The 22,326-nt window shown below is 64.4% G+C and carries 18 protein-coding genes; 8 read left to right on the forward strand and 10 right to left on the reverse strand.

Going from position 1 to position 22,326, the window contains the following annotated elements:
• Window positions 1-127: 127 nt before the first annotated feature.
• From ACVOLV_RS11330 to ACVOLV_RS11345, 4 genes are all read right to left on the reverse strand, one after another.
• Complete coding sequence (locus tag ACVOLV_RS11330) at window positions 128-2,248, reverse strand: putative bifunctional diguanylate cyclase/phosphodiesterase (RefSeq protein ID WP_481554497.1); 2,121 nt, start codon at window positions 2,246-2,248, stop codon at window positions 128-130.
• A gap of 171 nt (window positions 2,249-2,419) precedes the next feature.
• Window positions 2,420-3,211, reverse strand: a complete 792-nt coding sequence (gene fliR, locus ACVOLV_RS11335; RefSeq protein WP_481554498.1) for a flagellar biosynthetic protein FliR — start codon at window positions 3,209-3,211, stop codon at window positions 2,420-2,422.
• A 4-nt stretch (window positions 3,212-3,215) separates the two neighbouring features.
• The gene (locus ACVOLV_RS11340) at window positions 3,216-3,485 is read right to left on the reverse strand and encodes a flagellar biosynthetic protein FliQ (protein WP_303749808.1); all 270 of its coding nucleotides are present in this window, start codon (window positions 3,483-3,485) and stop codon (window positions 3,216-3,218) included.
• Between the two features lie 90 nt (window positions 3,486-3,575).
• Window positions 3,576-4,286, reverse strand: coding sequence for a TetR/AcrR family transcriptional regulator (locus ACVOLV_RS11345; protein ID WP_481554499.1), 711 nt, complete (start codon window positions 4,284-4,286; stop codon window positions 3,576-3,578).
• Window positions 4,287-4,395: 109 nt separating this feature from the next.
• Between ACVOLV_RS11345 and ACVOLV_RS11350 the strand changes: the two genes are divergently transcribed.
• The 6 genes from ACVOLV_RS11350 to ACVOLV_RS11375 all read left to right on the forward strand — a co-directional run bounded on the left by ACVOLV_RS11350 (window position 4,396) and on the right by ACVOLV_RS11375 (window position 12,646).
• Window positions 4,396-5,397 carry an HlyD family secretion protein gene (locus ACVOLV_RS11350; protein WP_481554500.1) on the forward strand — a complete coding sequence of 334 codons (1,002 nt, stop codon included), beginning with the start codon at window positions 4,396-4,398 and terminating at the stop codon, window positions 5,395-5,397.
• The gene (locus tag ACVOLV_RS11355) at window positions 5,397-7,157 is read left to right on the forward strand and encodes an ATP-binding cassette domain-containing protein (protein WP_481554501.1); all 1,761 of its coding nucleotides are present in this window, start codon (window positions 5,397-5,399) and stop codon (window positions 7,155-7,157) included. The genes ACVOLV_RS11350 and ACVOLV_RS11355 overlap by 1 nt, the downstream gene beginning before the upstream one ends.
• Window positions 7,157-8,278, forward strand: coding sequence for an ABC transporter permease (locus ACVOLV_RS11360; RefSeq protein WP_481554502.1), 1,122 nt, complete (start codon window positions 7,157-7,159; stop codon window positions 8,276-8,278). Before ACVOLV_RS11355 ends, ACVOLV_RS11360 begins: the two co-directional genes overlap by 1 nt.
• A gap of 2 nt (window positions 8,279-8,280) precedes the next feature.
• Window positions 8,281-9,396: an ABC transporter permease gene (locus ACVOLV_RS11365; RefSeq protein WP_481554503.1), complete on the forward strand. Its 1,116-nt coding sequence runs from the start codon at window positions 8,281-8,283 to the stop codon at window positions 9,394-9,396.
• Between the two features lie 10 nt (window positions 9,397-9,406).
• Entirely contained in the window at window positions 9,407-10,903 is a 1,497-nt protein-coding gene (locus tag ACVOLV_RS11370; RefSeq protein ID WP_481554504.1) for an efflux transporter outer membrane subunit, read from the forward strand.
• A 123-nt stretch (window positions 10,904-11,026) separates the two neighbouring features.
• The gene (locus ACVOLV_RS11375) at window positions 11,027-12,646 is read left to right on the forward strand and encodes a family 43 glycosylhydrolase (protein ID WP_481554505.1); all 1,620 of its coding nucleotides are present in this window, start codon (window positions 11,027-11,029) and stop codon (window positions 12,644-12,646) included.
• A gap of 155 nt (window positions 12,647-12,801) precedes the next feature.
• On the opposite strand, the gene ACVOLV_RS11380 is transcribed toward ACVOLV_RS11375, so the two are convergent.
• Window positions 12,802-14,070, reverse strand: a complete 1,269-nt coding sequence (locus ACVOLV_RS11380; protein WP_481554506.1) for an amino acid permease — start codon at window positions 14,068-14,070, stop codon at window positions 12,802-12,804.
• A 219-nt stretch (window positions 14,071-14,289) separates the two neighbouring features.
• On the opposite strand from ACVOLV_RS11380, the gene ACVOLV_RS11385 reads away from it, so the two are divergent.
• Both ACVOLV_RS11385 and ACVOLV_RS11390 read left to right on the forward strand, forming a co-directional pair.
• Window positions 14,290-16,107 carry a DUF885 domain-containing protein gene (locus ACVOLV_RS11385; protein WP_481554507.1) on the forward strand — a complete coding sequence of 606 codons (1,818 nt, stop codon included), beginning with the start codon at window positions 14,290-14,292 and terminating at the stop codon, window positions 16,105-16,107.
• A gap of 387 nt (window positions 16,108-16,494) precedes the next feature.
• On the forward strand, window positions 16,495-17,652 hold the full coding sequence (locus tag ACVOLV_RS11390) for a metallophosphoesterase (RefSeq protein ID WP_481554508.1): 1,158 nt from the start codon (window positions 16,495-16,497) through the stop codon (window positions 17,650-17,652).
• A 155-nt stretch (window positions 17,653-17,807) separates the two neighbouring features.
• Here the strand turns inward: ACVOLV_RS11390 and ACVOLV_RS11395 are convergent, their stop codons facing one another.
• From ACVOLV_RS11395 to ACVOLV_RS11415, 5 genes are all read right to left on the reverse strand, one after another.
• Window positions 17,808-18,317, reverse strand: coding sequence for an MgtC/SapB family protein (locus ACVOLV_RS11395; RefSeq protein ID WP_481554509.1), 510 nt, complete (start codon window positions 18,315-18,317; stop codon window positions 17,808-17,810).
• 190 nt (window positions 18,318-18,507) lie between these two features.
• Complete coding sequence (gene mtnC / locus ACVOLV_RS11400) at window positions 18,508-19,206, reverse strand: acireductone synthase (protein WP_481554510.1); 699 nt, start codon at window positions 19,204-19,206, stop codon at window positions 18,508-18,510.
• Window positions 19,207-19,352: 146 nt separating this feature from the next.
• On the reverse strand, window positions 19,353-19,907 hold the full coding sequence (locus ACVOLV_RS11405) for a 1,2-dihydroxy-3-keto-5-methylthiopentene dioxygenase (protein ID WP_481554511.1): 555 nt from the start codon (window positions 19,905-19,907) through the stop codon (window positions 19,353-19,355).
• A 28-nt stretch (window positions 19,908-19,935) separates the two neighbouring features.
• On the reverse strand, window positions 19,936-20,583 hold the full coding sequence (locus tag ACVOLV_RS11410) for a methylthioribulose 1-phosphate dehydratase (protein ID WP_481554512.1): 648 nt from the start codon (window positions 20,581-20,583) through the stop codon (window positions 19,936-19,938).
• A gap of 268 nt (window positions 20,584-20,851) precedes the next feature.
• Complete coding sequence (locus tag ACVOLV_RS11415) at window positions 20,852-22,297, reverse strand: amino acid permease (RefSeq protein WP_481554513.1); 1,446 nt, start codon at window positions 22,295-22,297, stop codon at window positions 20,852-20,854.
• Window positions 22,298-22,326: the final 29 nt, after the last annotated feature.

The following is a 22,326-nucleotide window of genomic DNA, read 5'->3' on the forward strand; positions in this document are numbered from 1 at the left end:
CCCCCCCCCCCCCCCCCCCCCCCCCCCCCCCCCCCCCCCCCCCCCCCCCCCCCCCCCCCCCCCCCCCCCCCCCCCCCCCCCCCCCCCCCCCCCCCCCCCCCCCCCCCCCACTACAGGTGGGGCTTGCCTATTCCTGGTTGGTGTGGAACGAGGCCAGTCGGGCTTCCATTGCCGCGTGCTGGCTGTCGCCGCCGTGCAGGCGCATGAAGTTCTCGGCGCTGACCGGGCGTCCCAGCAGGTAGCCCTGTAGATGGTCGCAGCCCAGCCGCTCGACATAGGAGCGCTGTCCCTGGGTTTCGATGCCCTCGGCAACCACCTGCAGGTTCAGTGCGTGGCCCAGTGCGACGATGGCCGAGACAATCACCACATCCTCGTCGCTTTCCTCCAGTGCCAGCACGAAGGCGCGGTCGATCTTGATCTCGGTGGCCGGCAGGCGCTTGAGGTGAAGCAGGCTGGAAACGCCGGTACCGAAGTCATCGATCGAGATGCCCACGCCCAGCCCGGCAACGCTGCGCAGGACCGAGATGGCATTGTCGGCATCACGCATCACCGCGGTTTCGCTGACCTCCAGGATCAGCCGTGATGGCTCCAGCTCGCTGTGGTCCAATGCGGCGCGGACATCTTCCAGTAGCTTGGGCGAGCCCAGCTGGCGGCCGGACAGATTGACCGACACCCGCCATTCCCCGTTGCCGGCATCCTGCCAGCTACGCATCTGCCGGCAGGCTTCGTCCAGCACCCAGTTGCCGATGGTGTCCATCAATCCGCTCTGCTCGGTCAGGCGGATAATGCGATCTGCCGGGATGTAGCCGTGTTCGGGGTGGCGCCAGCGGATCAAGGCCTCGGCGCCGCTGATGCGGCCGCTGTCGGCATGTACCCGGGGTTGGTAGTGCAGGGACAGCTGCGCGGTGCCCAGCGCCTTGCGCAGGTCTTCCAGCAAGCGCCGATCCTGCTCGACGTTGTCGTTCATCCAGTCGGCGAACACGGCGTGGCTGTTGCGTGCGGACTGCCGGGAATAGGCCATGGCGGTTTCGGCCATGGCGATCAGCTGTGCGGCGCTGTTGCCGTGCTGTGGATGTTGGGCGATGCCGAGGCTGGCGGTGATGCGCAGGTCGCGCCCGGCAACGCGCACCGAATTGACCGCCAGAATGATGCGCTCGGCCTGGACATCAATGTCCTCGGGGCGCTTCAGCAAGCCTGCGATGACGAACTGGTCACCGCCCAGGCGCCCGACCAGATCCTCGGCCGGCAGCAGTTGCCGCAGGCGCTCGCCGATGTCGACCAATGCTGCATCACCGGTTTGTGAGCCAAAGGTGCCATTGATGTGGCGAAAGCCGTCCAGGTCGATGGAGATCACCGCCAGCGCTTGCCCGCCCTGCAGCATCTGCTCGATGCGCTCGTGCGAGAGCTGGCGGTTGGGCAGGCGGGTCAGGGAGTCGTGCAGGCTGGCATGGAACAGCTCCTTGCGCGCATCGTCCAGCGAGGCCGACAGCATCGAGTTGCGCAGGTGCAGCAGGCGCGCCTGCATCCGTTGTTCGAACAGGGAGATGGTCAGCACCACCGCCATCACGCCGACGGTCAGCAATACCACACAGGCGGCCAGCCACTCGGTCGGCACGCCACCGCTGGTGGCAGCTGCGCACACCGAATTGGCCGGGAAGCGCGCAGCGGCCATGCCGGTGTAATGCATGCCGACAATGGCCAGGCCCATAACGGCGGCGGCAATCAGGCGTAGTGGCATGGACTGTTCGACCGCGCGCAGGCGGAAGGCGATATACAGCGCGCTCCACGACGCGCCTACGGCAATGATGATCGACAGCGCGAACCAGATGCGGTCGTAGTCGATGCCGGGCGTCATCTTCAGCGCCGACATACCGACGTAATGCATCCAGGCGATGCCCAGGCCCATCAGCAGCGCACCCAGCGCCAGGCGCAGGTGCGGCAGGGTTGGTCGCGAGACCAGCCACAGCGCAAAGATCGAGGCGGCCACCGCCACCAGCAGCGACTCCAGGGTCAACCACAGGTCGTAGCCGAGCGGGATTGGCAGGCGGAAGGCCAGCATGCCGACGAAGTGCATCGACCAGATGCCGGCTCCCATCGCCACACCGCCGGCCAACAACCAGCGGGCAGCAACACGTCGTGGTTGCGAGGCAGACACCCGCGAGGCCATGTCCAATGCCGTGAACGAGGCAAGGATCGCCACCAGGATGGACAACACGACAAACAACGGGTTGTAGCTGCCAACGAGCATCAAACCCTCTCCCTAATTGTCGTACCGCGGTTGCGGCAGCCGACGCTGCCGTGTTCGGTGCCGCATTCCCCTGCGGCGCCCGACTGTACCCGGACTATCCACGGGTATAGGGAAAGCAGCAAGAGGGGGTTCAGGCAATAACAAGGCCAGAACGTTGAGCTGAGTAGGGCGTCACATTGTCACCTGCCGCGCCGTATCAAAGGCGGTGTTGAACAGGCGTTGGACTGGTGCGCCCATTTCCCCTGCCAGCAAGGTCAGCAGGGACAGCCCCAGCAGCAGTGCTACCGGCAGGCCGAGCTGCATCGGATTGAGTGCTGGCGCTGCACGGGCAAGCACGCCGAAGGCCAGGTTGATTGCCAGCATCGCCACCACCAGCGGCAGGGCCAGTGACAGCGCACCGCGAAAGATCTGCAGCGCCAGGGTCGGGGCCAGGGCGGCGACCGCATGTGGGTCGGGCAGGGCGGTGCCGATCGGCAAGGCTTTGTAGCTGTCCACCAGTAGCGAGATCAGTGCCAGATGGCCGTTGCTGGTGAAGAACAGCAAGCCGAACATAAGATAGAACCATTGCCCGATCACACCGGAGCTGCCGCCGCGCATCGGGTCGGCCATCTGCGCGAAGGCCAGGCCGGTGCTTTGCGCGATCATTTCACCAGCCATTGCGCCGGCTTCGAAGATCAGCCGCAGCAGAAAGCCGATGCTGACCCCGACTGCGACCTCGCGCAGGACACTGAGTACGGTGGCCGAGTCGAAACCATTGAAGATCGGCACCGGCGGTAAAACCGGCGACAAGGCGACGGACAAGGCAACCGCCAGCATGGCTCGCACCCGCGCCGGCACCGCGCGGGTGCCGAGCATGGGCATGGCCATCAGCATTGCGCCGATGCGCAGCATGATCCACAGGGTGTTGCCGATGATGGCAAACGCCTGTTGGCCGTCGATGACCGTCTGCGTGACCGAATCCATGCCGCTAGCCGATCAGGTGTGGAATGCGTTGGAACAGCAGGATGGTGAACTCGACCAGATGGCCGAGCAGCAGGCTGCCCAGCGCAAACAATGCAGCGGTCAGCGCGGCTGCCTTGGCGACGAAGGCGATGGTGGGTTCATTGAGCTGGGTCGCAGCCTGGACGACGCCGACCACCACGCCGACAACCAGTACGACAAGCAGCAGTGGACCGGCAATCCACAGCGTGGCGACAAGGCCGCCGCGCAGTTCGGTGAGGGCAAGTTCGGGACTCATGGCCAGGGCAGATGCAAGAGCGGTGCCAGAGTCCAGGCGCCGGTTTTTTGGCCCTGCCGGTGTAGAGCCGAGCCGTGCTCGGCTGGGGCGTTACCGGGAAGGCCTCTGCCGAGCATGGCTCGGCACTGCATTCGCCGCCGCCGCGGCGGCACGGTACTCCTTCCCCACTGCCTCCAATCCGGCGATTGCGAAGCTGTGCAGGTGTGCGACCAGCGGTCGCGACGGGCCCCGCATCACCGGCTGCAAAGGTCCAGGCAGGTCATGGCCGATCACGATCAGCATCATGCAGGGAGCTGCAACGCTCAGCAGGCAGCGCAGCAGGGCGGGATCATCGGTCGGAATGCCGGAGATCTCGCTGAGGATCTGCGCAATGGCCACGATCTTCGGCGGGACTGCTTCATCCAGCAGCACCTGCAGGTGCGAAGAGGGTGCCATCAGCTCGCGTGCCAGTACCCGCGGCGCCCAGGCCTCGGGTTGCTGTGCGCGTTCGACCAGCCCCGTCAGCAACGCGTGCAGGCGTTGCTGGGCGTTGCGGCCGCTGGCAGCGATTCGCTGCAGATCCTCCAGATCGAGGATCTGTCGGTGCGCTTCCAGCAGCACGGCCTGATACAGACCGTTACGGCTGCCGAAGTGATAGTTGATGGAAGCCAGATCGGCGCCGGCGCGTTGGGCTATGGCCTTGCCGGTGGTCTCAGCGAAGCCCTGCTGCGAGAAAAGCTGGCCGGCAGCCTGCAGCAGGCGGGCACGGGTCGCTTCGCCGTCGGTACGGGGGCTGCGTGACGATGTTTTCTGTGTGCTCATTGCGTGGCAAGTTTAGCGTGGTCAACGGATTCGTCATGCCCACTTTAAATTAAATTTAATTTGAACTAGGCTGCGAACTGTACCCCTGCCCATCTGCGGATGCGTCCCGATGAAAAAGCCCGTCCTCGTTGTTGTGGCCGCCGCGGTGGTGCTCGCAGCCTTGCTTGCATGGTGGTGGGGCGGGCGCGACAAGCAGGCCGATGGTGTTCTGCACTTGCAGGGCAATGTGGACATCCGCCAGGTATCGTTGGCCTTCGACGGTAGCGGCAGGGTGCAGGACGTGCGGGTTGAGGAGGGTGACAAGGTCAAGGCCGGCGATGTGCTGGCCACGCTCGACACCCGCACCCTGCAGCTGCAGGCCGATCAAGCCAAGGCCCAGATCCAGACCCAGCAACAGACGGTGGCGCGGCTGCACAACGGCGCACGGCCGCAGGAAGTCGTGCAGGCCAGGAGTCAGTTGGTTGCAGCGCAGGCCGATGCAGCGCGCGCAGCGCAGGACCTGCAGCGGCTGCAGGGCGTGGCCAGCGCCACTGATGGGCGCGGTGTAAGTGCACAGGAAATGGACCGTGCACGCAGTGTGGCGAAAGTGGCGGCTGCGACGGTTGAATTGCAGCAACAGGCGCTGGCGTTGGTGCAACAGGGGCCGCGCAAGGAAGACATCGCCGCCGCCGAAGCACAGCTGCAGGCAGCCGATGCGCAGCTCGCGTTGCTGCAGCACCAGATAGCGCAAGGTCAGCTCATCGCACCGGTGGCAGCGGTGGTGCGCTCGCGGCTGGTGGAAGTGGGTGACATGGCCGGTCCGCAACGCGCAGCGTTCGCGCTGGCGTTGACTCAGCCGAAGTGGGTTCGGGTATTTGCCAGCGAGACCGAGCTTGGTCGCATCCGCAGCGGTCAGCCCGCGCAGGTGAGCAGTGACAGCCATCCCGACAAACCGGTGGCGGGCAAGGTCGGCTTCATCTCGTCGGTGGCCGAGTTCACCCCGAAGTCCGTACAGACCGAAGAACTGCGCACCAGCCTGGTCTATGAGGTACGGGTGGTGGTCGAGGATCCGCAGGATCAGCTGCGCCTGGGCCAGCCGGTAAGCGTGCGGCTGCAGGAGGCCGCACGCTGATGGACGCGGCCGCCGCCACGGTTGTCGCGGTCGACCTGCGCAAGTGTTTTCCGGCCGCCGCTGGCGGACAGCTGGAGGCGCTTGCCGGGGTTACCCTGAGCGTGCGCAAGGGCGAGCTGACTGCACTGGTTGGACCGGATGGTGCGGGCAAGACCACCTTTCTGCGCATGGTTGCCGGTTTGCTGCCGGCCGATGGCGGTGAGCTGCAGGTGCTGGGCTATGACGTGGCAAGACGCCCGCAGCAGGTGCAGGACCGTATCAGCTACATGCCGCAGCGCTTCGGCCTGTATGAAGACTTGAGTGTGCAGGAGAACCTGGATCTGTACGCAGACCTGCATGGCGTGCCGCTGACCGAGCGCCATGCGCGCTTTGAACGTCTGTTGCAGATGACCGATCTGGCAGCGTTCAAACAGCGACCGGCCGGAAAACTGTCTGGTGGCATGAAGCAGAAGCTGGGCCTGGCCTGCACTCTTGTGCGTTCACCGGAGCTGTTGCTGCTGGACGAACCCAGCGTCGGTGTGGACCCGCTGTCGCGGCGTGAATTGTGGAAGATCATCCAGCAGCTGGTGCAGGAGGAACAGCTCAGCGTGCTGGTCAGCACCGCCTATATGGACGAGGCCGAACGCTGCGAGCAGATATTCGTGCTGCACCAAGGGCGTTTGCTGGCGCAGGGCAATCCAGCCGCGCTGACCGGCAAGGCGCAGGGCCTGACCTGGACGGTCGCACCAGCGTCGCTGCTGCCGCCGCGCGACCTGCAGGCGCAGCTGATCGACGATACGCGCCACGTGCTGGATGCGGTGCCGCGTGCCGGCTCGGTTCGCTTCATCCTGCAACCGGGCGCAACACCGTCAGATATCGCCGGGTTGCTGCAAGGCCAGCCGCCCAGCCAGCGGCCAGCAGAGCTGGAAGACGCCTTCATGATGCTGCTGCGGGCGCAGGAATCGCCAGCGTCGTTGCCGGTGGCGGACCTCGCACCGATAGCAAACGCGCAGGATGATGCGCCGGTCATCGTGGTGCGCGATCTGGTGCGTCGCTTCGGTGACTTCACCGCGGTGGCGAGCACCAGTTTCGATGTGCATCGTGGCGAGATATTCGGGCTGCTCGGCCCCAATGGCGCGGGCAAGACGACTACCTTCCGCATGCTCTGTGGACTGCTTCCCGCCAGCAGCGGGCATCTGGAAGTAGCCGGTCTGAATCTGCGCAGCGCCCGTGCCCAGGCCCGCGCACGCATTGGCTATGTCTCACAGAAATTCGCCCTCTACGCCAACCTCACAGTACGCGAGAACCTGGAGTTCTTCGGTGGCGCCTATGGCTTGGGCGGCGCGCAGCTACGCCAGCGCATTGCCGAGGCCATCAGCCGTTTCGACCTGCAGGGCGACGCCCGCAGCGGCGAGTTGCCGGCCGGCTTCAAACAGCGTCTGGCGATGGCGGTAGGCTTGCTGCATGCGCCGGAGATCCTGTTTCTGGATGAGCCGACCAGTGGCATCGATCCGCTGGCGCGGCGTGCGTTCTGGCGCACCATCACCGGGCTGGCGCAGCAGGGCGTGACCATCATCGTCACCACTCACTTCATGGAGGAGGCCGAGTACTGCGACCGCATCGCCATCCAGGACGCAGGCGAACTGCTTGCATTGGGAACACCGCAGCAGGTGCGTGAGCAGGCCGGCGCTGATGGTGTCGATATGAATGCTGCCTTCATCGGCATTGTCGAACAGGCCCGCGCCCAGCGCAGCGCCGCTGCCGGCGGCAGGGCGGCGTGATGTCCGGCTTCCTGTCCCGTTTGTGGGCGCTGCTGCGCAAGGAGACCCGGCAAATGCTGCGCGAGCGCAGCAGCCTTGCAGTGGGCCTGTTGTTGCCGGCGGCTTTGATCCTGCTGTTCGGCTACGGGCTGTCGTTCGATGTCAGCAACGCGCCGGTTGCGGTGGTGCTGGACGAGCGCTCGCCGACCACGCAATCGCTGGTCGCAGGGCTGCAGGGCTCGCCGTATCTGGCGCCTGTGCAGGTCCGTGACATGAGCGCTGCAGTGGACTTGATGCGGCAAGGCAAGGTCGGCGGCATCGTGCATGTGCCGGTGGACTTCAGCCGACGCATGGCCGATGGCAATGCGCAGGTGCAGCTGATCCTCAACGGCGTGGATGCCAATACGGCGCGGACCCTGGAAGGCTATGTGGGCGGCGCCTTGGCGACGCAGCTGCAAACCACATTCGATCGGCAAGGCAGCAGCCGTGCGGGCGGCGGCGTCAATGTGATCCAGCGTATGTGGTTCAACGAGGCAAGCACCAGTACCTGGTACCTGGTGCCGGGCTTGATCGTATTGGTGATGACCTTGATCGGCGCCTTCCTGACCTCGCTGCTGGTCGCCCGCGAATGGGAGCGCGGCACCTTGGAAGCACTGTTCGTTACGCCGGTGCGGCCGACCGAGCTGGTGCTGGCCAAGCTGCTGCCCTATCTCGGTATCGGCGCGATCAACCTGGCGATCTGCCTGCTGACTGCGCGCTTTTTGTTCGAGGTGCCGATGCGCGGCTCGCTGTTTGCAATCGTGGTCAGTTCACTGCTGTACCTGACCGTGTCGCTGCTGCTTGGCTTGTTCATATCGGCGGTGACCCGCAATCAGTTCCAGGCCAGTCAGGTTGCACTGCTGACCAGTTTCATGCCGGCGATGATGCTGTCCGGTTTTGTATTCGATCTGCGCAACATGCCAATGGCGGTGCAGGTCATCAGCCAGTTGCTGCCTGCCACCCACTTCATGGGGCTGATCAAGTCGCTGTTCCTGACTGGCGACAACTGGCTGTTGTTCCTGCAGAAATCAGCCATTCTGCTGCTGTATGCGATCCTGCTGTTTGCCGGCACCCGCTACAAACTGCGCAAGCGGCTGGTGTAAGCATGGACGCCATTGCCATCTATATCCGTCGCATTGCCTTCCTGTGCAGGAAGGAGTTGATCACCCTGCTGAAGGAGCCTTCCAGCCGCGCCATGCTGTTCATGCCGGCACTGATGCAGGCGCTGTTGTTTGGCTACGGCGCGACCTTCGATCTGCGCCATGTGCCGTACGTGGTGCTCGACCTCAGTGGCGGACAGGCGTCAAGCGAGCTGCTTTCGCGGGTGGATGGTGCGGGCATGTTCGAGCGCGTCGCCACGCTGGACTCGTCGATGCAGATTGCAGGCGTGATTGACGCCAATGAAGCGCTGCTGGTGATCAGCATCGCGGATGATTTTGAACAACGGCTCGCGTCAGGGCAGAGCGCGCCGCTGCAGTTGATCATGGACGGCCGCAATTCGACCACCGCAGGTGCCGCTGCCGGTTACATCGGTTCCATCGTCGCCGACTTCAACCAGGCGCGCGCTGCCGGTGGGCAGGCGGTGCAGCTGGTCACCCGCAGCTGGTACAACCCCAATCTGGAATCGCGCTGGCAATTGATGCCAGCGCTGATCGCCGCCCTGAGCATGTTGCAGACCTTGCTGATCGCGGCGCTGTCGGTGGCGCGCGAACGCGAGCAGGGCACCTTCGATCAGCTGCTGGTCACCCCGCTGACGCCGATGCAGATCCTGATCGGCAAGGCCTTGCCGTCGATCCTGGTGGGCCTGGTGCAGTCCACCATCATCCTGCTGATCATCCGCTTCTGGTTCCAGATTCCGATGGCCGGGTCGGTGGGCGTGCTGTATCTGGCGCTGGCGGTATTCACCGTGGCGTCGGTTGGTATTGGTCTATCGATCTCCGCGGTGGCCGCCAACATGCAGCAGGCCATGCTCTACACCTTCCTGTTGATCATGCCGTTGATGCTGCTATCGGGCTTGATGACGCCTGTGGCCAACATGCCCAAGGTGCTGCAGTTGGCAACCTATGCCAATCCACTGCGTTTTGGCATCGACCTGGTCCGCCGGGTCTATCTGGAAGGCGCCGGCCTGCAGGAAGTGGGCTTCAACTTCATCCCCATGCTGGCGGTAGCGGCGATTACCTTGCCGTTGGCGGCGTGGCTGTTCCGTAACCGGCTCACCTAGGACGCGATCCATGTTCCCGCACTTACGCTCACTGTTGAACGCGTCACTGCTGCTGTCGCCGCTTGCTGCTGGCCTGATGCTTGGCGGCTGCGCGGTCGGGCCGGACTTCGTGCGTCCGGACGCAGCGGCGCCCACGGACTGGACGCAATGGCGGGGTGGTGACGCGTCACTAAATGCCGAAGCCAATACGCAGGCGCTGCAGCCGGAGTGGTGGAGGCAGCTGTCCGATCCGACCCTGGATGAACTACAACGGCGCGCCTTGCAGGCGAGCCCGGACCTGCGCACGGCAGCCTTGCACTTTGCCCAGGCGCGCGCGCAGCGGCGCACCGTTGCCGCGCAGCGCGGCGTGGATGTGGCTGCCTCGGCCGGCGTCAATCGCCAGCGGCAAAGCGAGAACGGTGCGGGTACGCGCATGCTCGATATCCTCAGCAATGATAGCGACGCGCTGAAACAACTGCTGGCAGAGCCGTTCAACCTGTACCAGGCCGGCTTTGATGCGTCCTGGGAGCTGGATCTATGGGGCAGGGTGCGGCGCTCGATCGAGGCGGCCGATGCCGGGGTGGCGCAGCAGGCGGCCTTGTTGGATCTGGCCAGGCTCAGCGTCAGCAGCGAAGTGGCACGCAGTTATGTGCAGTTGCGTGCCGCACAGCGCCAGATCGAACTGGCTGGCGAGGACATCGCTGCATTGGAAGAGCGCTTGTCGCTGCTGCAGGCGCGGGTGGACGGTGGCCTGCAGGATCATCTGGATCTGGACCGTCAGCGGGCCGATCTGGCTGCGGTACGTGCGCGCTTGCCCGGTCTGCTGGCCGAGCAAGCCAGCAGCAGCAACCAACTTGCGCTATTGCTCGGCGAGCGCCCCGGCGCATTGCACAGCCAGCTTGCAGCGCCGGTGGTTGCCGCCAGCGACGCGCTACCGGATCTATCGCTGGGCCTGCCATCGGAAGTGGCGCAGCGACGCCCGGATATCCGCGCCGCGCAGGCACGCCTGCAACAGGCAACGGCGAGCATTGGTGTTGCCCAGGCCGATCTGTATCCAAGCATCCGGCTCGGTGCCAAATTCGGTTACGAGTCGTATCTGTCCGGCGAGTTCTCGGACTGGGGCAGCCGCACCTGGTCGATCGGCCCGGTGCTGAACCTGCCACTGTTCGATCACGGTCGGCGCAAGAGTGTGCTGCAGCTGCGTGAGCTGGAACAACAGGAAGCTGCGGTGGCCTACCAGAAGACCGTGCTGCAGGCCTGGCAGGAGATCGACAATGCCTTGAACGGTTACGCCGCCGCCCAGCAGCAGCGCACGCAGCTGCGTGTGCGCGAGCAGGCCACGGCCGATGCCTACAAGATCGCCCAGGCCCGGCACGATGCAGGCTTGATCGACTTCCTGGCGGTGCTTGATGCACGCAGAGGCTATCTGCAGACGCGGCGTGACCTGGTTGATAGCGAGGCGCTGCTGCGCAGCCAGTTCATTGCCGTCAACAAAGCCTTGGGCAATGCGCCACCAGTGCACGAGTGACCGATAGCGAGACCTGGGCGGCCGCGGGCGCGATGGGTGAACGCTGCCCATCTGCGGCTACACTCGATCAGTTCCGGCCGCTACGGTGTGCCGACGGCCTTCCGCTGACCCAGAGTGAGTTGCATGCCAGATACCTCCCGCAGGGACCTGTTCAAAGCCATCGCTGCCGGTGCCATGGTAGCGCCGCTGTCACTGCTGGCGGAGACCGCCGCCGCAGGTAGCTGTGTGGGTACAGCGCCGCGTTGGGGGCAGGGGCCGGAAGGCCAGCGCATCGCTGATCTCGGGGATGGCACCTACCTCAATCCAATTGTCGCCGGTGATCATCCGGACCCGACCATCCTCAAGGATGGCGACGATTACTACATGACCTTCTCGTCGTTCTATTCCTACCCGGGGCTGGTCATCTGGCACTCCACCGATCTGGTCAACTGGGCGCCGGTCGGGCCGGCGCTGCACAGGACACTCGGTGATATATGGGCAGTGGACCTGTGCAAGCATGGCGACCGCTACTTCATCTATCTGCCGGCCAATCCGACCGGCGCGGGCTGGTCGATCTTCGTCATATGGGCCGACGACATCGCCGGTCCCTGGAGCGAGCCGATTGACCTGAAGATCGATGGCTGCATCGATCCGGGCCATATCGTCGGTGAGGATGGCAAGCGCTATCTGTTCGTCAACGGCATACGCCGGGTGCGTCTACGCGATGACGGCTTGGCAACCGATGGCGCCCTGGAAGCGGCTTACAGTCCGTGGCGCTATCCGGATGACTGGGTCACCGAGAACTTCGCGCCTGAAGGCCCCAAACTGCTGCGCCATGGCGAATGGTTTTACCTGATCACCGCCGTGGGCGGCACTGCCGGACCGGTGACCGGGCACATGGTGATCGCTGCGCGTTCGCGTTCCATCCATGGCCCGTGGGAGCATTGTCCGCAGAACCCACTGGTGCGCACCCAATCAGAGGCGGAGCCTTGGTGGTCGCGTGGCCATGCAACGCTGGTGGAAGGCCCTGCCGGCGATTGGTGGATGGTCTATCACGCCTACGAGAACGGCTTCCGAACGCTGGGTCGACAGACATTGCTTGAGCCTATCGAGTGGACCGATGACGGCTGGTTCCGGGCGCTGGGTGGGGATCTGTCGCGGCCGCTGCGCAAGCCGGCAGGTGGCAAGGCCAGCGCGGCGGGATTTGCGCTGTCGGACGACTTCTCGGGGGATCGTTTTGGCAGCCAATGGGCGTTCCATAATCCGGGGCCGGACGAGCGCCGACGCGCGCACTATGACAAAGGCGCGCTGCGACTGAAAGCCAGCGGTGCTTCGCCCATCGACAGCTCACCACTGACCTGCGTGGTGCCTGATCGGTCCTATGAGCTTGAAGTCACCTTGTCCCCCGGCGTGGGTGCGGAAGCCGGCCTGCTGCTGTTCTACAACAACAAGGCGTTTGTCGGCGTCGGCTTTGATGGCGACACCATCAAGAACTTCCAGTACGCCGAAGAGCTGGTGTGGGCACGTGCGCCACGCGCCGCTGGCCCGGTGCGGGTGCGACTGAACAACACCAACAACGTGGTGACCTTCCATTACTCGCATGACGGTGGCCGCAGCTGGCAGCTGCACCCGACCCGCATGGAGGTATCCGGCCTGCACCACAATGTGTTCGGTGGCTTCTTGAGCCTGAAGATCGGTATCTATGCTGCTGGAAGCGGCGAAGTGGCGATCAGTGATTTCCGTTATCGGGCGCTTGATGGGTGAACGAGCTACTCAGCAATGCGGTCTATTTGGGCATCGGATTCTTGTGGGAGCGGCGTTAGCCGCGATACAAAGACATCACCAGATCAAGAGGTTTGGGTACTGCAAGCCTTGCGGCTTACACCGCTCCCACAGGCAGGAGGACCGCAAGCCCTTCCCTAGTGACGACGCAACCAGAAGTAGATCGGCAGGCCAGCCACGATCAATGCCACGCCCCACAACAGGGCCTCGCTGCCGATGCCGGCAATCGCATACAGGCTGAAGATCAGTGCGCCAGCAGCAGCGATGCGCGAGGCAAGGCCACTGCCACGCCACAGCCATGCGGCAGCGCCGGCGAGGTAGGGCAGCAGGGTGGCGGCGGTGGACAGCAGCACCGAGAACTTGAACAGGTCCACCAGCGAGCGGTTGTAATTGCAAATCACCAGCACGGTGGCCAGCAGGCAGCTGACGATGACGCCGAACACCGGCGCGCCGCGCTTGTTCTCATAGGCGAAGGCGCGCGGCAACACGCCGTCGCGGGCAGCCGCCATCGGCAGCTGTGCTGCCAGCAGCGTCCAGCCGTTCAGTGCGCCCACGCAGGAGATGGCCATTACCACAGCCAGCAGCATGCCAGCGGTCGGGCCCCACAATGCGGCGGCGGCATCGGCCATCGGCGCGCTGGAGCTGGCCAGCACATCGGCCGGCAGCAGGCCCAGCACCGTGGTGCAGGCCAGAACCGTGGCGATACCGGCAATGGCGGTGCCTGCGACGGTGGCACGGGCGACCGTGCGTGGGGCGTCATCAACCGACTCGGCCGGGACCGTGGCGGCCTCCAGGCCGATCATCGCCCACAGGGTCAACGCCACGGTGGCGGCGGCAACGCTGCCCAGCGATTCGCCGGAAGGGTTGAACGGAACGTAGTGGCTGGTATCCACCAACCACAGCGCGACCAGGCCGAACATCAGCAGCGGTACTACTTTCAGTACGGTGGTTGCCAGCTGCAGGCGTCCAGCTTCGCGCACACCGATCAGGTTAACGCCTGCGCACAGCCACAGCGCGACCAGCCCGCAGGCCGCAGCGCGCACCGGGGTAGCGGTCAGGGCTGGGAAGATGGCGCCGATGCTGCCGGCGAAGGCCACCGCGATCGCGGCAATCGCACACCACATTGAGATCCAGTAGCTCCAGGCAACCAGAAAGCCGGGCAGTTCGCCAAAGGCGTTGCGGGCGAACACGTAAGGGCCGCCGGTCTGCGGCCAGCGCTTGGCCAGCTGGGCAAAGGTGATCGCCAGCAGCAACGCACCGCACAAGGTGATGCCCCAACCAATCAAGGTGGCCGCCCCATAGGGGGCGAGGGTGGCTGGCAACAGGAAGGTGCCCGAGCCGATCATGCTGCCCACAACCAGGGCGGTGGCGGACCAGAAGCCCAGCGGGCGACGCGAAGTAGTCATAAATACAGCAACGGCAAAGGCTCGCGCCGGGTACGGAAGGCCCGGGAGAGCGTGAATACGAGGTGGCAGACGCCGGTGGCGGCCGCAGCAGGGGACGGATTATGACGGTTTGCAGGCCGGACCGCGATCTGAAACCTGCCGGTAATGACCTTTGGCCCTTCCAGCAGGGCACAGTAGCGCTGACGCTGGCGGCCTTGTTCCCTGTGCTGGAAACCCCAGATGACCATCCGACCGCTGGCGCTCGCCGTCTCGTTTTCCCTGGCCACCGTGTTGGCTGCCTGTTCGCCGTCGTCCCAGCCGGCCGCTGGCGACAGCAGCGCGCAGGCACCGCAGGCCGACAAGGCCGCGCAGCTGAACCAGCTGTATGCCGACTATTGGGAAGGCGTGCTCAAGCTGAACCCGCTGCAGGCCACTTTCCAGGGCGACAACCGTTACAACGACCAACTGCCGGACTTCGGCTCGGCCGAGTTCCGCAAGCAGAGCCATGACTTCACCCAGGAATGGCTGGGCAAGGCCGAGAAGATCGGCGACGCCGGCCTGGCCGGACAGGACCTGCTCAGCTACCGCATCTTCGTTGAAGAGCAGAAGCAGTCGCTGGAAGGGGAGAAGTTCCCGACCTGGATGATGCCGGTCAACCAGATGGGCTCCACCGTCAGCTATGCAGTGATGCTGGGCTCGGGCCAGGTCGCGCAGCCGTTCAAGACGGTCAAGGATTACGACAATTGGCTGGCGCGTGCAGCGCGCATACCGGTATTGCTGGAAACCGAAAACGCCAATATGCGCGAAGGCATGAAGGCTGGTGTGGTTCAGCCGCGCGTGCTGATGGAAAAGGTCGTGCCGCAGTTCGACGAGATCATCACTGCCAAGGCCGAGGACAGCCAGTTCTGGGGGCCGATCAAGCAGCTGCCAGCCGATTTCTCGCAGGCCGACAAGGATCGCCTGACCGCAGCCTTCCGCGCCGTGATCAACGACAAGCTGATGCCGGCGATCAAGCAGCAGCGTGATTTCATCGCCAACGACTACCTGCCGGCTACCCGCGATACGGTTGGTCTGGACGCGTTGCCTGATGGCAAGGCGTGGTACGCCTTCAACGCAAAGCAGAGCACCACCACGGCGCAGACTCCGGAGCAGATCCATGAGATCGGCCTGAAGGAAGTAGCGCGCATCCACGCCGAGATCCAGACGGTGATGGCCGAAGTTGGCTTCAAGGGCTCGCTGCAGGAATTCTTCACCTTCATGCAGAAGGACAAGCAGTTCGAGTTCAAGTCCGAGCCGGAACTGCTGGAGCATTACCGTGGGCTTGAGGCCAAGATCAATGCCAACGTACCCAAGCTGTTCTCGCTGACCCCGAAGGCCGGTTTCGAGATCCGTCCGATCGAGGCGTTCCGCGCCAAGTCGGCTGCTGGCGGCGAGTACATGCAGCCCAGCGAAGACGGCAGCCGTCCGGGCATCTTCTATGTGAACACCTATGACTTGCCGACGCGCAAGACCTGGGACGCCGAAGACCTGTTCCTGCATGAGGCTATCCCGGGCCACCACTTCCAGTTGGCGCTGCAGCAGGAACTGACCGGCGTGCCGGCGTTCCGCCGCTTTGGTGGCGAGACCGCCTTCATCGAAGGCTGGGGCCTGTATGCCGAAAGCCTGGGCAAGGACCTGGGCGTCTACACCGATCCGTATAGCTACTTCGGTCGCCTGCAGGGTGAGCTGTGGCGTGCGGTACGCCTGGTGGTGGACACCGGCCTGCACTCCAAGGGCTGGACCCGCCAGCAGGTGCTGGATTACATGTTCGCCAACTCCTCGGTGAGCGAACCGGATGCGGTTGCCGAGGCCGAGCGTTACATCGCATGGCCGGGCCAGGCGCTGGCCTACAAGACCGGTGAGCTGAAGATCCAGGAACTGCGCAAGCGCGCGCAGGACAAGCTGGGTGCCAAGTTCGACATCCGCGAGTTCCATGCCGAAGTGCTGAAGGACGGCTCGGTGCCGCTGGACGTGCTGGACGAGAAGCTCAACGCCTGGATCGCGGAAAAGTCCAAGTAAGCGGCGCAGCCGCTTACATGTAGTGCCGAGCCATGCTCGGCATGGGGCATTACCACAACGAGCAAACCCCTCCCCAACCCTCCCCTTGGCCTGCGGCCAAAGGGAGGGAGCAGGTAATGCCGAGCCATGCTCGGCATGGGCATTACCGGCAATGTGGCAGGCCACATTGCCGGTTTTGTTTTGGTTGGTCTGTAACGCCCCAGCCAAGCATGGCTTGGCTCTACATCAGCCAGTGGCCAACCGTAATTGTTCAACGTTCGGTCGTACGTAGTGTTCCAGCCATAACCGCGCGATCTGCCATGTAGCCATGGCACAGTGCGCGATCCCCCTTCAAACCTGTTGGTGGCGTGATCGCGGGCGTTCTCCGTGTCGCCGCTGTTGTTGCCGATGACTCTATTCGTATCGCTGATCCTGCCCTTGCTGGCCATCTGGTTGTGGTGGCCGGTCGCTCCCTTGTCCAAGCGCCAGCGCCGTTGGCGTATCGGCATTACCGTCGGTCTTGCGCTGGTCGGGCTTGGTTTCGCCACGCTGTGGCGGCTGGATGTTTTCAGCTATTCGGTCGAAGCCTGGATCCAACTGGTGTTCGGCTGGGTGCTGGTGATGTTCGTGTTGCTGCTGGCCTTCCTGCTGCTGCGCGAAGTCGGTTGGCTGTTGTCACGCCTGTTGCCACGCAGTTCGAAGATGGCGGTGCTGTGGCACGGCGCCGGCTTCAACCAGGGCGCGGCAACGGTGATCGTGTTGCTCGCCACGCTTGGTATTTACAACGGGCTCAAGCCGCCGCAGGTACATGAGCGCGACCTGCTCGTGCCGAACCTGCCCAAGGAAATGGACGGCGTACGCATGGCGGTTTTGGCCGACCTGCATATCAGCCCGGTCAAGCGCAGCTGGCGCACGCAGCGCATCGTCGATGCGACCTTGGCGGCGAAGCCTGATCTGATCGTTCTGCCCGGGGACATGGCCGACGGTGGTCTGGAAGACAGTGGCCGGTTTGCGGAGCCTTTGGCCCAGTTGAAGGCGCCTTACGGGGTTTGGCTGGCGCCGGGCAATCACGAGTACTACTACGACTACGCCGCCTGGATGTCACATTTCCGGCAGATGGGGCTGGGCGTGCTGGAGAACCAGACTGCGAAGCTGTCGATCAACGGACGCACGCTGGCGATGTCGGGCATTGGTGATCTGGCCGCCTTGAAACAGGCCCCGTACATGCACGGCGGGTTGCCGCCGGACATGCCAGCGGTGGTGAACGGCGGCAAGGGCAGTGATGTACACATCCTGCTCGCCCACCAGCCGAAGCAGGCGCGCGCCGCTGCGGCGACGGGTGCGATCGACCTGCAGGTATCCGGCCATACCCACGGCGGCCACATGCTGGGCTTCGATCGCTGGGTGGTCGCTCCGTTCAACCACGGCTATGTGCGCGGCGAGTACCGGGTGCAGGACATGACCTTGTTCGTCAGCAGCGGTGTCGGCCAGTGGGATGGTTTCAGCGCACGCCTGGGTGTGCGCTCCAGCATCGATGTGCTGGTGCTGCGCAGCCCGGCCAAGTAACCGCTAGGCTTGTAGGAGCGGCGTGATCCGCGAAGCTGGTGATGCTCAAGCTATTGGCAACGTTGCGATCTGATGATTCGCTTGCTTCGCGGCTGACGCCGCTCCTACAAGAGGAGGCGATGCGCGTGCTTTGGCATCGCGGTCGCGCCGACAGATCAGGTATCTAGGTCTGCTTCGCTGCCTTCAGTGTTCCTGCGCTTATCCGGCATCAGCTTCGGTAGCGTGCTCACGACCGCCAATGCGGCGATGGTGGTGATGAAGGCCACCATCTCCATGCCCATGCCAGCGGCCATGCCGATGGCAGCCGTCATCCAGATGCCGGCAGCGGTGGTCAGGCCCTGGATGCGCTCTTCGTTGTCGAGCTTGAGGATGGCGCCGGCACCAAGGAAGCCGATGCCGGAAACGATGCCCTGCATCACGCGGGTGACATCGGCGCCTGAAATGCCCATCTGCAACGGCGCCAACACGAACAGGGCCGAGCCCACCGAGACCAGGATATGGGTCTTCAGGCCGGCGGCGCGCCCTTTGCGTTCGCGTTCCAGGCCAAGCAGTCCGCCGAGGACGATGGCGGTGGCAAGCCGCGAGACGATGATAGTCAGGGTGCCGACATCGGGAATGGCGAACTCGGCGGCCAGCGCCTGGCCGATTTCTTCGCTGATGCTCATGCGTGGGCGTCCTTGGTTGCGGTCGAAGGGCCGGCGATGATGCTGATCCTGCGCAAGCTTTGCTTTACCGGTGGTGATGCCGATGTGCTGCTGGCGTGAAACCGGCGCTGCCCGGATCCACGTATCGCGGTGGGTTCCGAATACAAAAACGGCCCCTCGAGGGGCCGTTTTCTGTCCATCGATCAGGCGATCAAAGCGCGATCTGGTCGAAGCGTTCGACCCGGGTGTGACCGTGGGTGGCCTCGCCGGTGCGCGGCTGCGGGTAATCGCTGAGGCGGTCGACCAGCACCGTCTGCAGGCCCGCTTCGCGCGCGGCGTCCAATTCCTCGACCACATCGGACAGGAACAGGATCTCGGCAGGAGCGATGTTGATGGCCTTGGCGATGTGCGCATAGCTGGGCGCCTCGCGCTTGCCGCCGACTTCGGTGTCGAAGTTGCCGGAAAACAGGTCGTTCAAGTCGCCGGCGTCGCTGAAGCCGAAGAACAGCTTCTGCGCCGGCACCGAACCGGAGGAATACACGTATAGCGGCAGACCGCTGGCGTGCCAGCCACGCAGCACGTCGGCCACTTCCGGGTACAGGTGGGCGGTGTAGTCGCCGTTGCGGTAGCCCACGTCCCAGAGCATGCCCTGCAGCGCCTTGAGCGCGGTGTGCTTGCGGTCCTGGTCGATCCAGCCCTGCAGGGTTTCGACGATGACCTCGTCCTGGCAGGCGCTGGCGGAGATTTCGGTGGCGACCGCATCCAGCCACTGGCGGACCTGCGGTTCGTTGCCGTGCGCCTGCACGAAGCCGGGCAGGGCATTGCGGGCATACGGGAACAGCACTTCCTTGACGAAGGAGATGCTGGAGGTGGTGCCCTCGATGTCGGTGAGGATGGCTTTGATGGTCATGCTTTCGGGTCCTGCGCGGCATTTTTGCTCGCGCGTTGTGCGGTTGGTTTGAGGCTTGAACAGCGTAGAGCTGCCCTAACCCCAACCCCTCTCCCGCTGGCGGGAGAGGGGCTCAAACAGAGCAGGGGCTCAAGCAAAGCGGCGGCTTATGCCGCGCTGGGCTGGTAGCGTGGGAAGCGCTGGGCGATGTCGGTGCCGGTGAAGTGGCCGACCCAGCCGTCCGGCTCGGTGAAGAAGCGGATGGCGGCGAAGCTGGGTTCTTCGCCCATGTCGAACCAGTGGTTGACGCTGTCGGGCACGGCGATCAGGTCGTCCTTTACGCATTCCACCTCGTAGACCTTGTCGCCCACGTGCAGGGTGAACAGGCCCGAGCCGGCGACGAAGAAACGGACTTCGTCTTCCTTGTGGTAATGCTCGTCGAGGAACTTCTTGCGGATCTCGGCGCGTGCCGGGTTGTCCGGTGCGATCGAGGCCACGTCCACGCTCTTGAAACCGTGCTCGGCGACCAGGCGGTCGATGTCCTCGCGGTAGGCGGCGAACACCTCTTCCTGGCTTGCCCCCGGAGTAACCGGGTGCTTGGCCTGCCAGCGTTCGAAGGTGACGCCGATCTTGTTCAATTCGGTGGCGATGACCTCACCGTCGCGGCTGTCGAACAGCGGCGCGTCCGGGGCGGTTTCATTGAAAATGCGCAGTCGGCTCATGGGGGACTCGACGTAGTAGGAAGAAGGGTCAGGCGTGGCTGCGCAGGCGGCGCAGCTCCAGCTCGCAATGCAGCAGGAACTCGAAGGCTTCCAGGTGGCGACGGGCTTCGGCCATGTCGCGGCCCCAGGCATACAGGCCGTGGCCATCGATCAGGTAGCCCCACATCGGGCCCTTGTCGAGTTCTGCCTCGACCTGGGCGGCCAGCACGTCCATGTCCTGGGTGTTGGGGAACACCTTCAGGTCAACGGCGGTTTCGTGGGTGGCGTTGCCGTGCAGGGCCTTGAGCAGCTCGTAGCCTTCCAGGCGGATATGGCCGTCGCTGCCGTACAGGCGCGAGGCGATGGTCTGCACCGGTGAATGGGTGTGCAGCACGCAGCCGACTTCCGGGAAGCGGGCGTAGAGCTGGGTGTGCAGCAGGGTCTCAGCAGACGGGCGCAGCGGACGGCCCACGGCCTTGCCGTCGAAATCCACCACCATGATGTCGCTTTCGATCAGCCGACCCTTGTCCTTGCCGGACACGGTGATGGCCGCATGCCGGTCATCCAGCCGGTGCGAGAAGTTGCTGCTGGTGGCAGGTGTCCAGCCGGCGTGGGCCAGCTCACGGATGTTGTCGATCAGCAGCTGGGCAAGTTCGCTCAGTCGCTGGGCGTCGTAGGGGACGGTAGGCGCGTTCATGGGACCCATTCTACTAAGAACGCCCGCAGGTTCATGCATGTATCCGGATGGAGCTGATGCCGGCATGGAATTTGGGAGGCATCGGGTGCCGCGGATGATCCTGTAGCCCGGGTAAGCGACAGCGCACCCGGGGGACCTGGAATCAAGATGCCCACGAACGGCCCCGGGTGCGCTACTGCTTACCCGGGCTACGGGCGCTCCAGCTTGTTCAGGCAACGAAAAAGCCCGGGATTGCTCCCGGGCTTCAGGTTGGTCATCGGCCGGAAATTCAGCCGTTCCTGGCCTTGTTGGCTGCATTGAGCTTGCTGTGGCGCACGCCGTACAGGAAGTAGATGACGAAGCCGGTGAGGGTCCAGATACCCATCAGCATCCAGTTATGCAGGGTCATCGCGGTCAGCAGGGCAATGCAGCTGAGCACGCCAAGGCTGCAGACCAACCAGGCCATCGGGATGCGGAACGGACGCGGCAGGTCCGGCTGGGTACGGCGCAGGACCAGCACGCCGGCGCAGACCGCGGCGAAGGCGATCAACGTACCCATCGAGGTCAGCTCGCCGAGGATGTCCAACGGGAACAATGCCGCCAGCAGGGCGATGCCGATACCGGTGATGATCGTATTGATGTGCGGGGTGCGGTACTTGGGGTGGATCTTGGTGAATACCGGCGGCAGCAGGCCGTCGCGGCCCATGATCATGAAGATGCGCGGTTGGCCGATCACCATCACCAGCACCACCGACGCCAGGCCGATCAGCGCGCCGACTTCGACAATGATGCGCAGCCAATCCAGCTGCGGGTGCGCGGCAACGGCGGTGACCACCGGCTCGGCCGTGCCCAGCAGCTGGTACGGCACCAGGCCGGTCATGACCGCGGCCATGGCGATGTACAGCACGGTGCAGATCACCAGCGACAACAGCATGCCGATCGGCAGGTCGCGCTGCGGGCGGTGCGATTCCTGCGCTGCCACCGACACCGCTTCAAAGCCGATATAGGCGAAGAACACCATCGCCGCGCCGCGTAGCACGCCTTCGAAGCCGTACTTGCCGGGGCCTTCGTTGGCCGGGATGAACGGGGTCCAATTGCTGGTGTCCACGTACTTCCAGCCAGCAACGATCACCAGGATGATCAGGCCGGTCTTGAGCACCACCATGGCCATGTTCATTGCCGAGGACTTGCTGATGCCGACGTAGCACAGCCAGGTCAGCAGCAGCACCAGGATCGCCGCCGGGATGTTGGCAATGGCGCCGGTCGGCTTGAGCTGGGCATCCAAGGGCGCACTGACCAGTGCAGCAGGCAGGTGGATGTCGAAGTGATTGAGGAAGCTGAGGAAGTAACCGGTCCAGCTCACGGCCACCGCGGAGGCGGAGACGCCGTACTCCAGCACCAGCATCCAGCCGATGAACCAGGCCGAGAGCTCGCCGAAGGTGGCGTAGGTATAGGTATAGGCGCTGCCGGAGACCGGCACCATCGAGGCGAACTCGGCATAGGCCAGCGCACAGAAGGCGCAGCAGATGGCCGCCAGCACGAACGACAGCATGATCGCCGGGCCAGCGTGGTTGGCCGCGGCCTGGCCGGTGATGACGAAGATGCCGCCGCCGATGACGGCGCCAATGCCCAGCGCGGTCAGCCCCCAGGGGCCGAGGGTGCGGCGCAGGCTCAGGCCATTGGCTTCCTCATGTGCGGCGTGCGGATGTTTGGTGGCCCAGAGTTGCTTGAACATGTTTCGGGTCTTCGCTCATCGGTGCGCGG

Source organism: Stenotrophomonas sp. STEN023, from assembly GCF_056760135.1.

Bases quoted from the DNA above. Each gene is read 5' to 3' on its own strand.
- ACVOLV_RS11350 (WP_481554500.1), top strand. From the start codon at position 4,396: ATGAAAAAGCCCGTCCTCGTTGTTGTGGCCGCCGCGGTGGTGCTCGCA.
- mtnC (WP_481554510.1), bottom strand. From the start codon at position 19,206: ATGACCATCAAAGCCATCCTCACCGACATCGAGGGCACCACCTCCAGC.
- ACVOLV_RS11365 (WP_481554503.1), top strand. From the start codon at position 8,281: ATGGACGCCATTGCCATCTATATCCGTCGCATTGCCTTCCTGTGCAGG.
- ACVOLV_RS11395 (WP_481554509.1), bottom strand. From the start codon at position 18,317: ATGAGCATCAGCGAAGAAATCGGCCAGGCGCTGGCCGCCGAGTTCGCC.
- ACVOLV_RS11385 (WP_481554507.1), top strand. From the start codon at position 14,290: ATGACCATCCGACCGCTGGCGCTCGCCGTCTCGTTTTCCCTGGCCACC.
- ACVOLV_RS11390 (WP_481554508.1), top strand. From the start codon at position 16,495: ATGACTCTATTCGTATCGCTGATCCTGCCCTTGCTGGCCATCTGGTTG.
- ACVOLV_RS11380 (WP_481554506.1), bottom strand. From the start codon at position 14,070: ATGACTACTTCGCGTCGCCCGCTGGGCTTCTGGTCCGCCACCGCCCTG.
- ACVOLV_RS11405 (WP_481554511.1), bottom strand. From the start codon at position 19,907: ATGAGCCGACTGCGCATTTTCAATGAAACCGCCCCGGACGCGCCGCTG.
- ACVOLV_RS11330 (WP_481554497.1), bottom strand. From the start codon at position 2,248: ATGCTCGTTGGCAGCTACAACCCGTTGTTTGTCGTGTTGTCCATCCTG.
- ACVOLV_RS11415 (WP_481554513.1), bottom strand. From the start codon at position 22,297: ATGTTCAAGCAACTCTGGGCCACCAAACATCCGCACGCCGCACATGAG.
- ACVOLV_RS11340 (WP_303749808.1), bottom strand. From the start codon at position 3,485: ATGAGTCCCGAACTTGCCCTCACCGAACTGCGCGGCGGCCTTGTCGCC.
- ACVOLV_RS11355 (WP_481554501.1), top strand. From the start codon at position 5,397: ATGGACGCGGCCGCCGCCACGGTTGTCGCGGTCGACCTGCGCAAGTGT.
- ACVOLV_RS11370 (WP_481554504.1), top strand. From the start codon at position 9,407: ATGTTCCCGCACTTACGCTCACTGTTGAACGCGTCACTGCTGCTGTCG.
- ACVOLV_RS11410 (WP_481554512.1), bottom strand. From the start codon at position 20,583: ATGAACGCGCCTACCGTCCCCTACGACGCCCAGCGACTGAGCGAACTT.
- ACVOLV_RS11375 (WP_481554505.1), top strand. From the start codon at position 11,027: ATGCCAGATACCTCCCGCAGGGACCTGTTCAAAGCCATCGCTGCCGGT.
- ACVOLV_RS11360 (WP_481554502.1), top strand. From the start codon at position 7,157: ATGTCCGGCTTCCTGTCCCGTTTGTGGGCGCTGCTGCGCAAGGAGACC.
- fliR (WP_481554498.1), bottom strand. From the start codon at position 3,211: ATGGATTCGGTCACGCAGACGGTCATCGACGGCCAACAGGCGTTTGCC.
- ACVOLV_RS11345 (WP_481554499.1), bottom strand. From the start codon at position 4,286: ATGAGCACACAGAAAACATCGTCACGCAGCCCCCGTACCGACGGCGAA.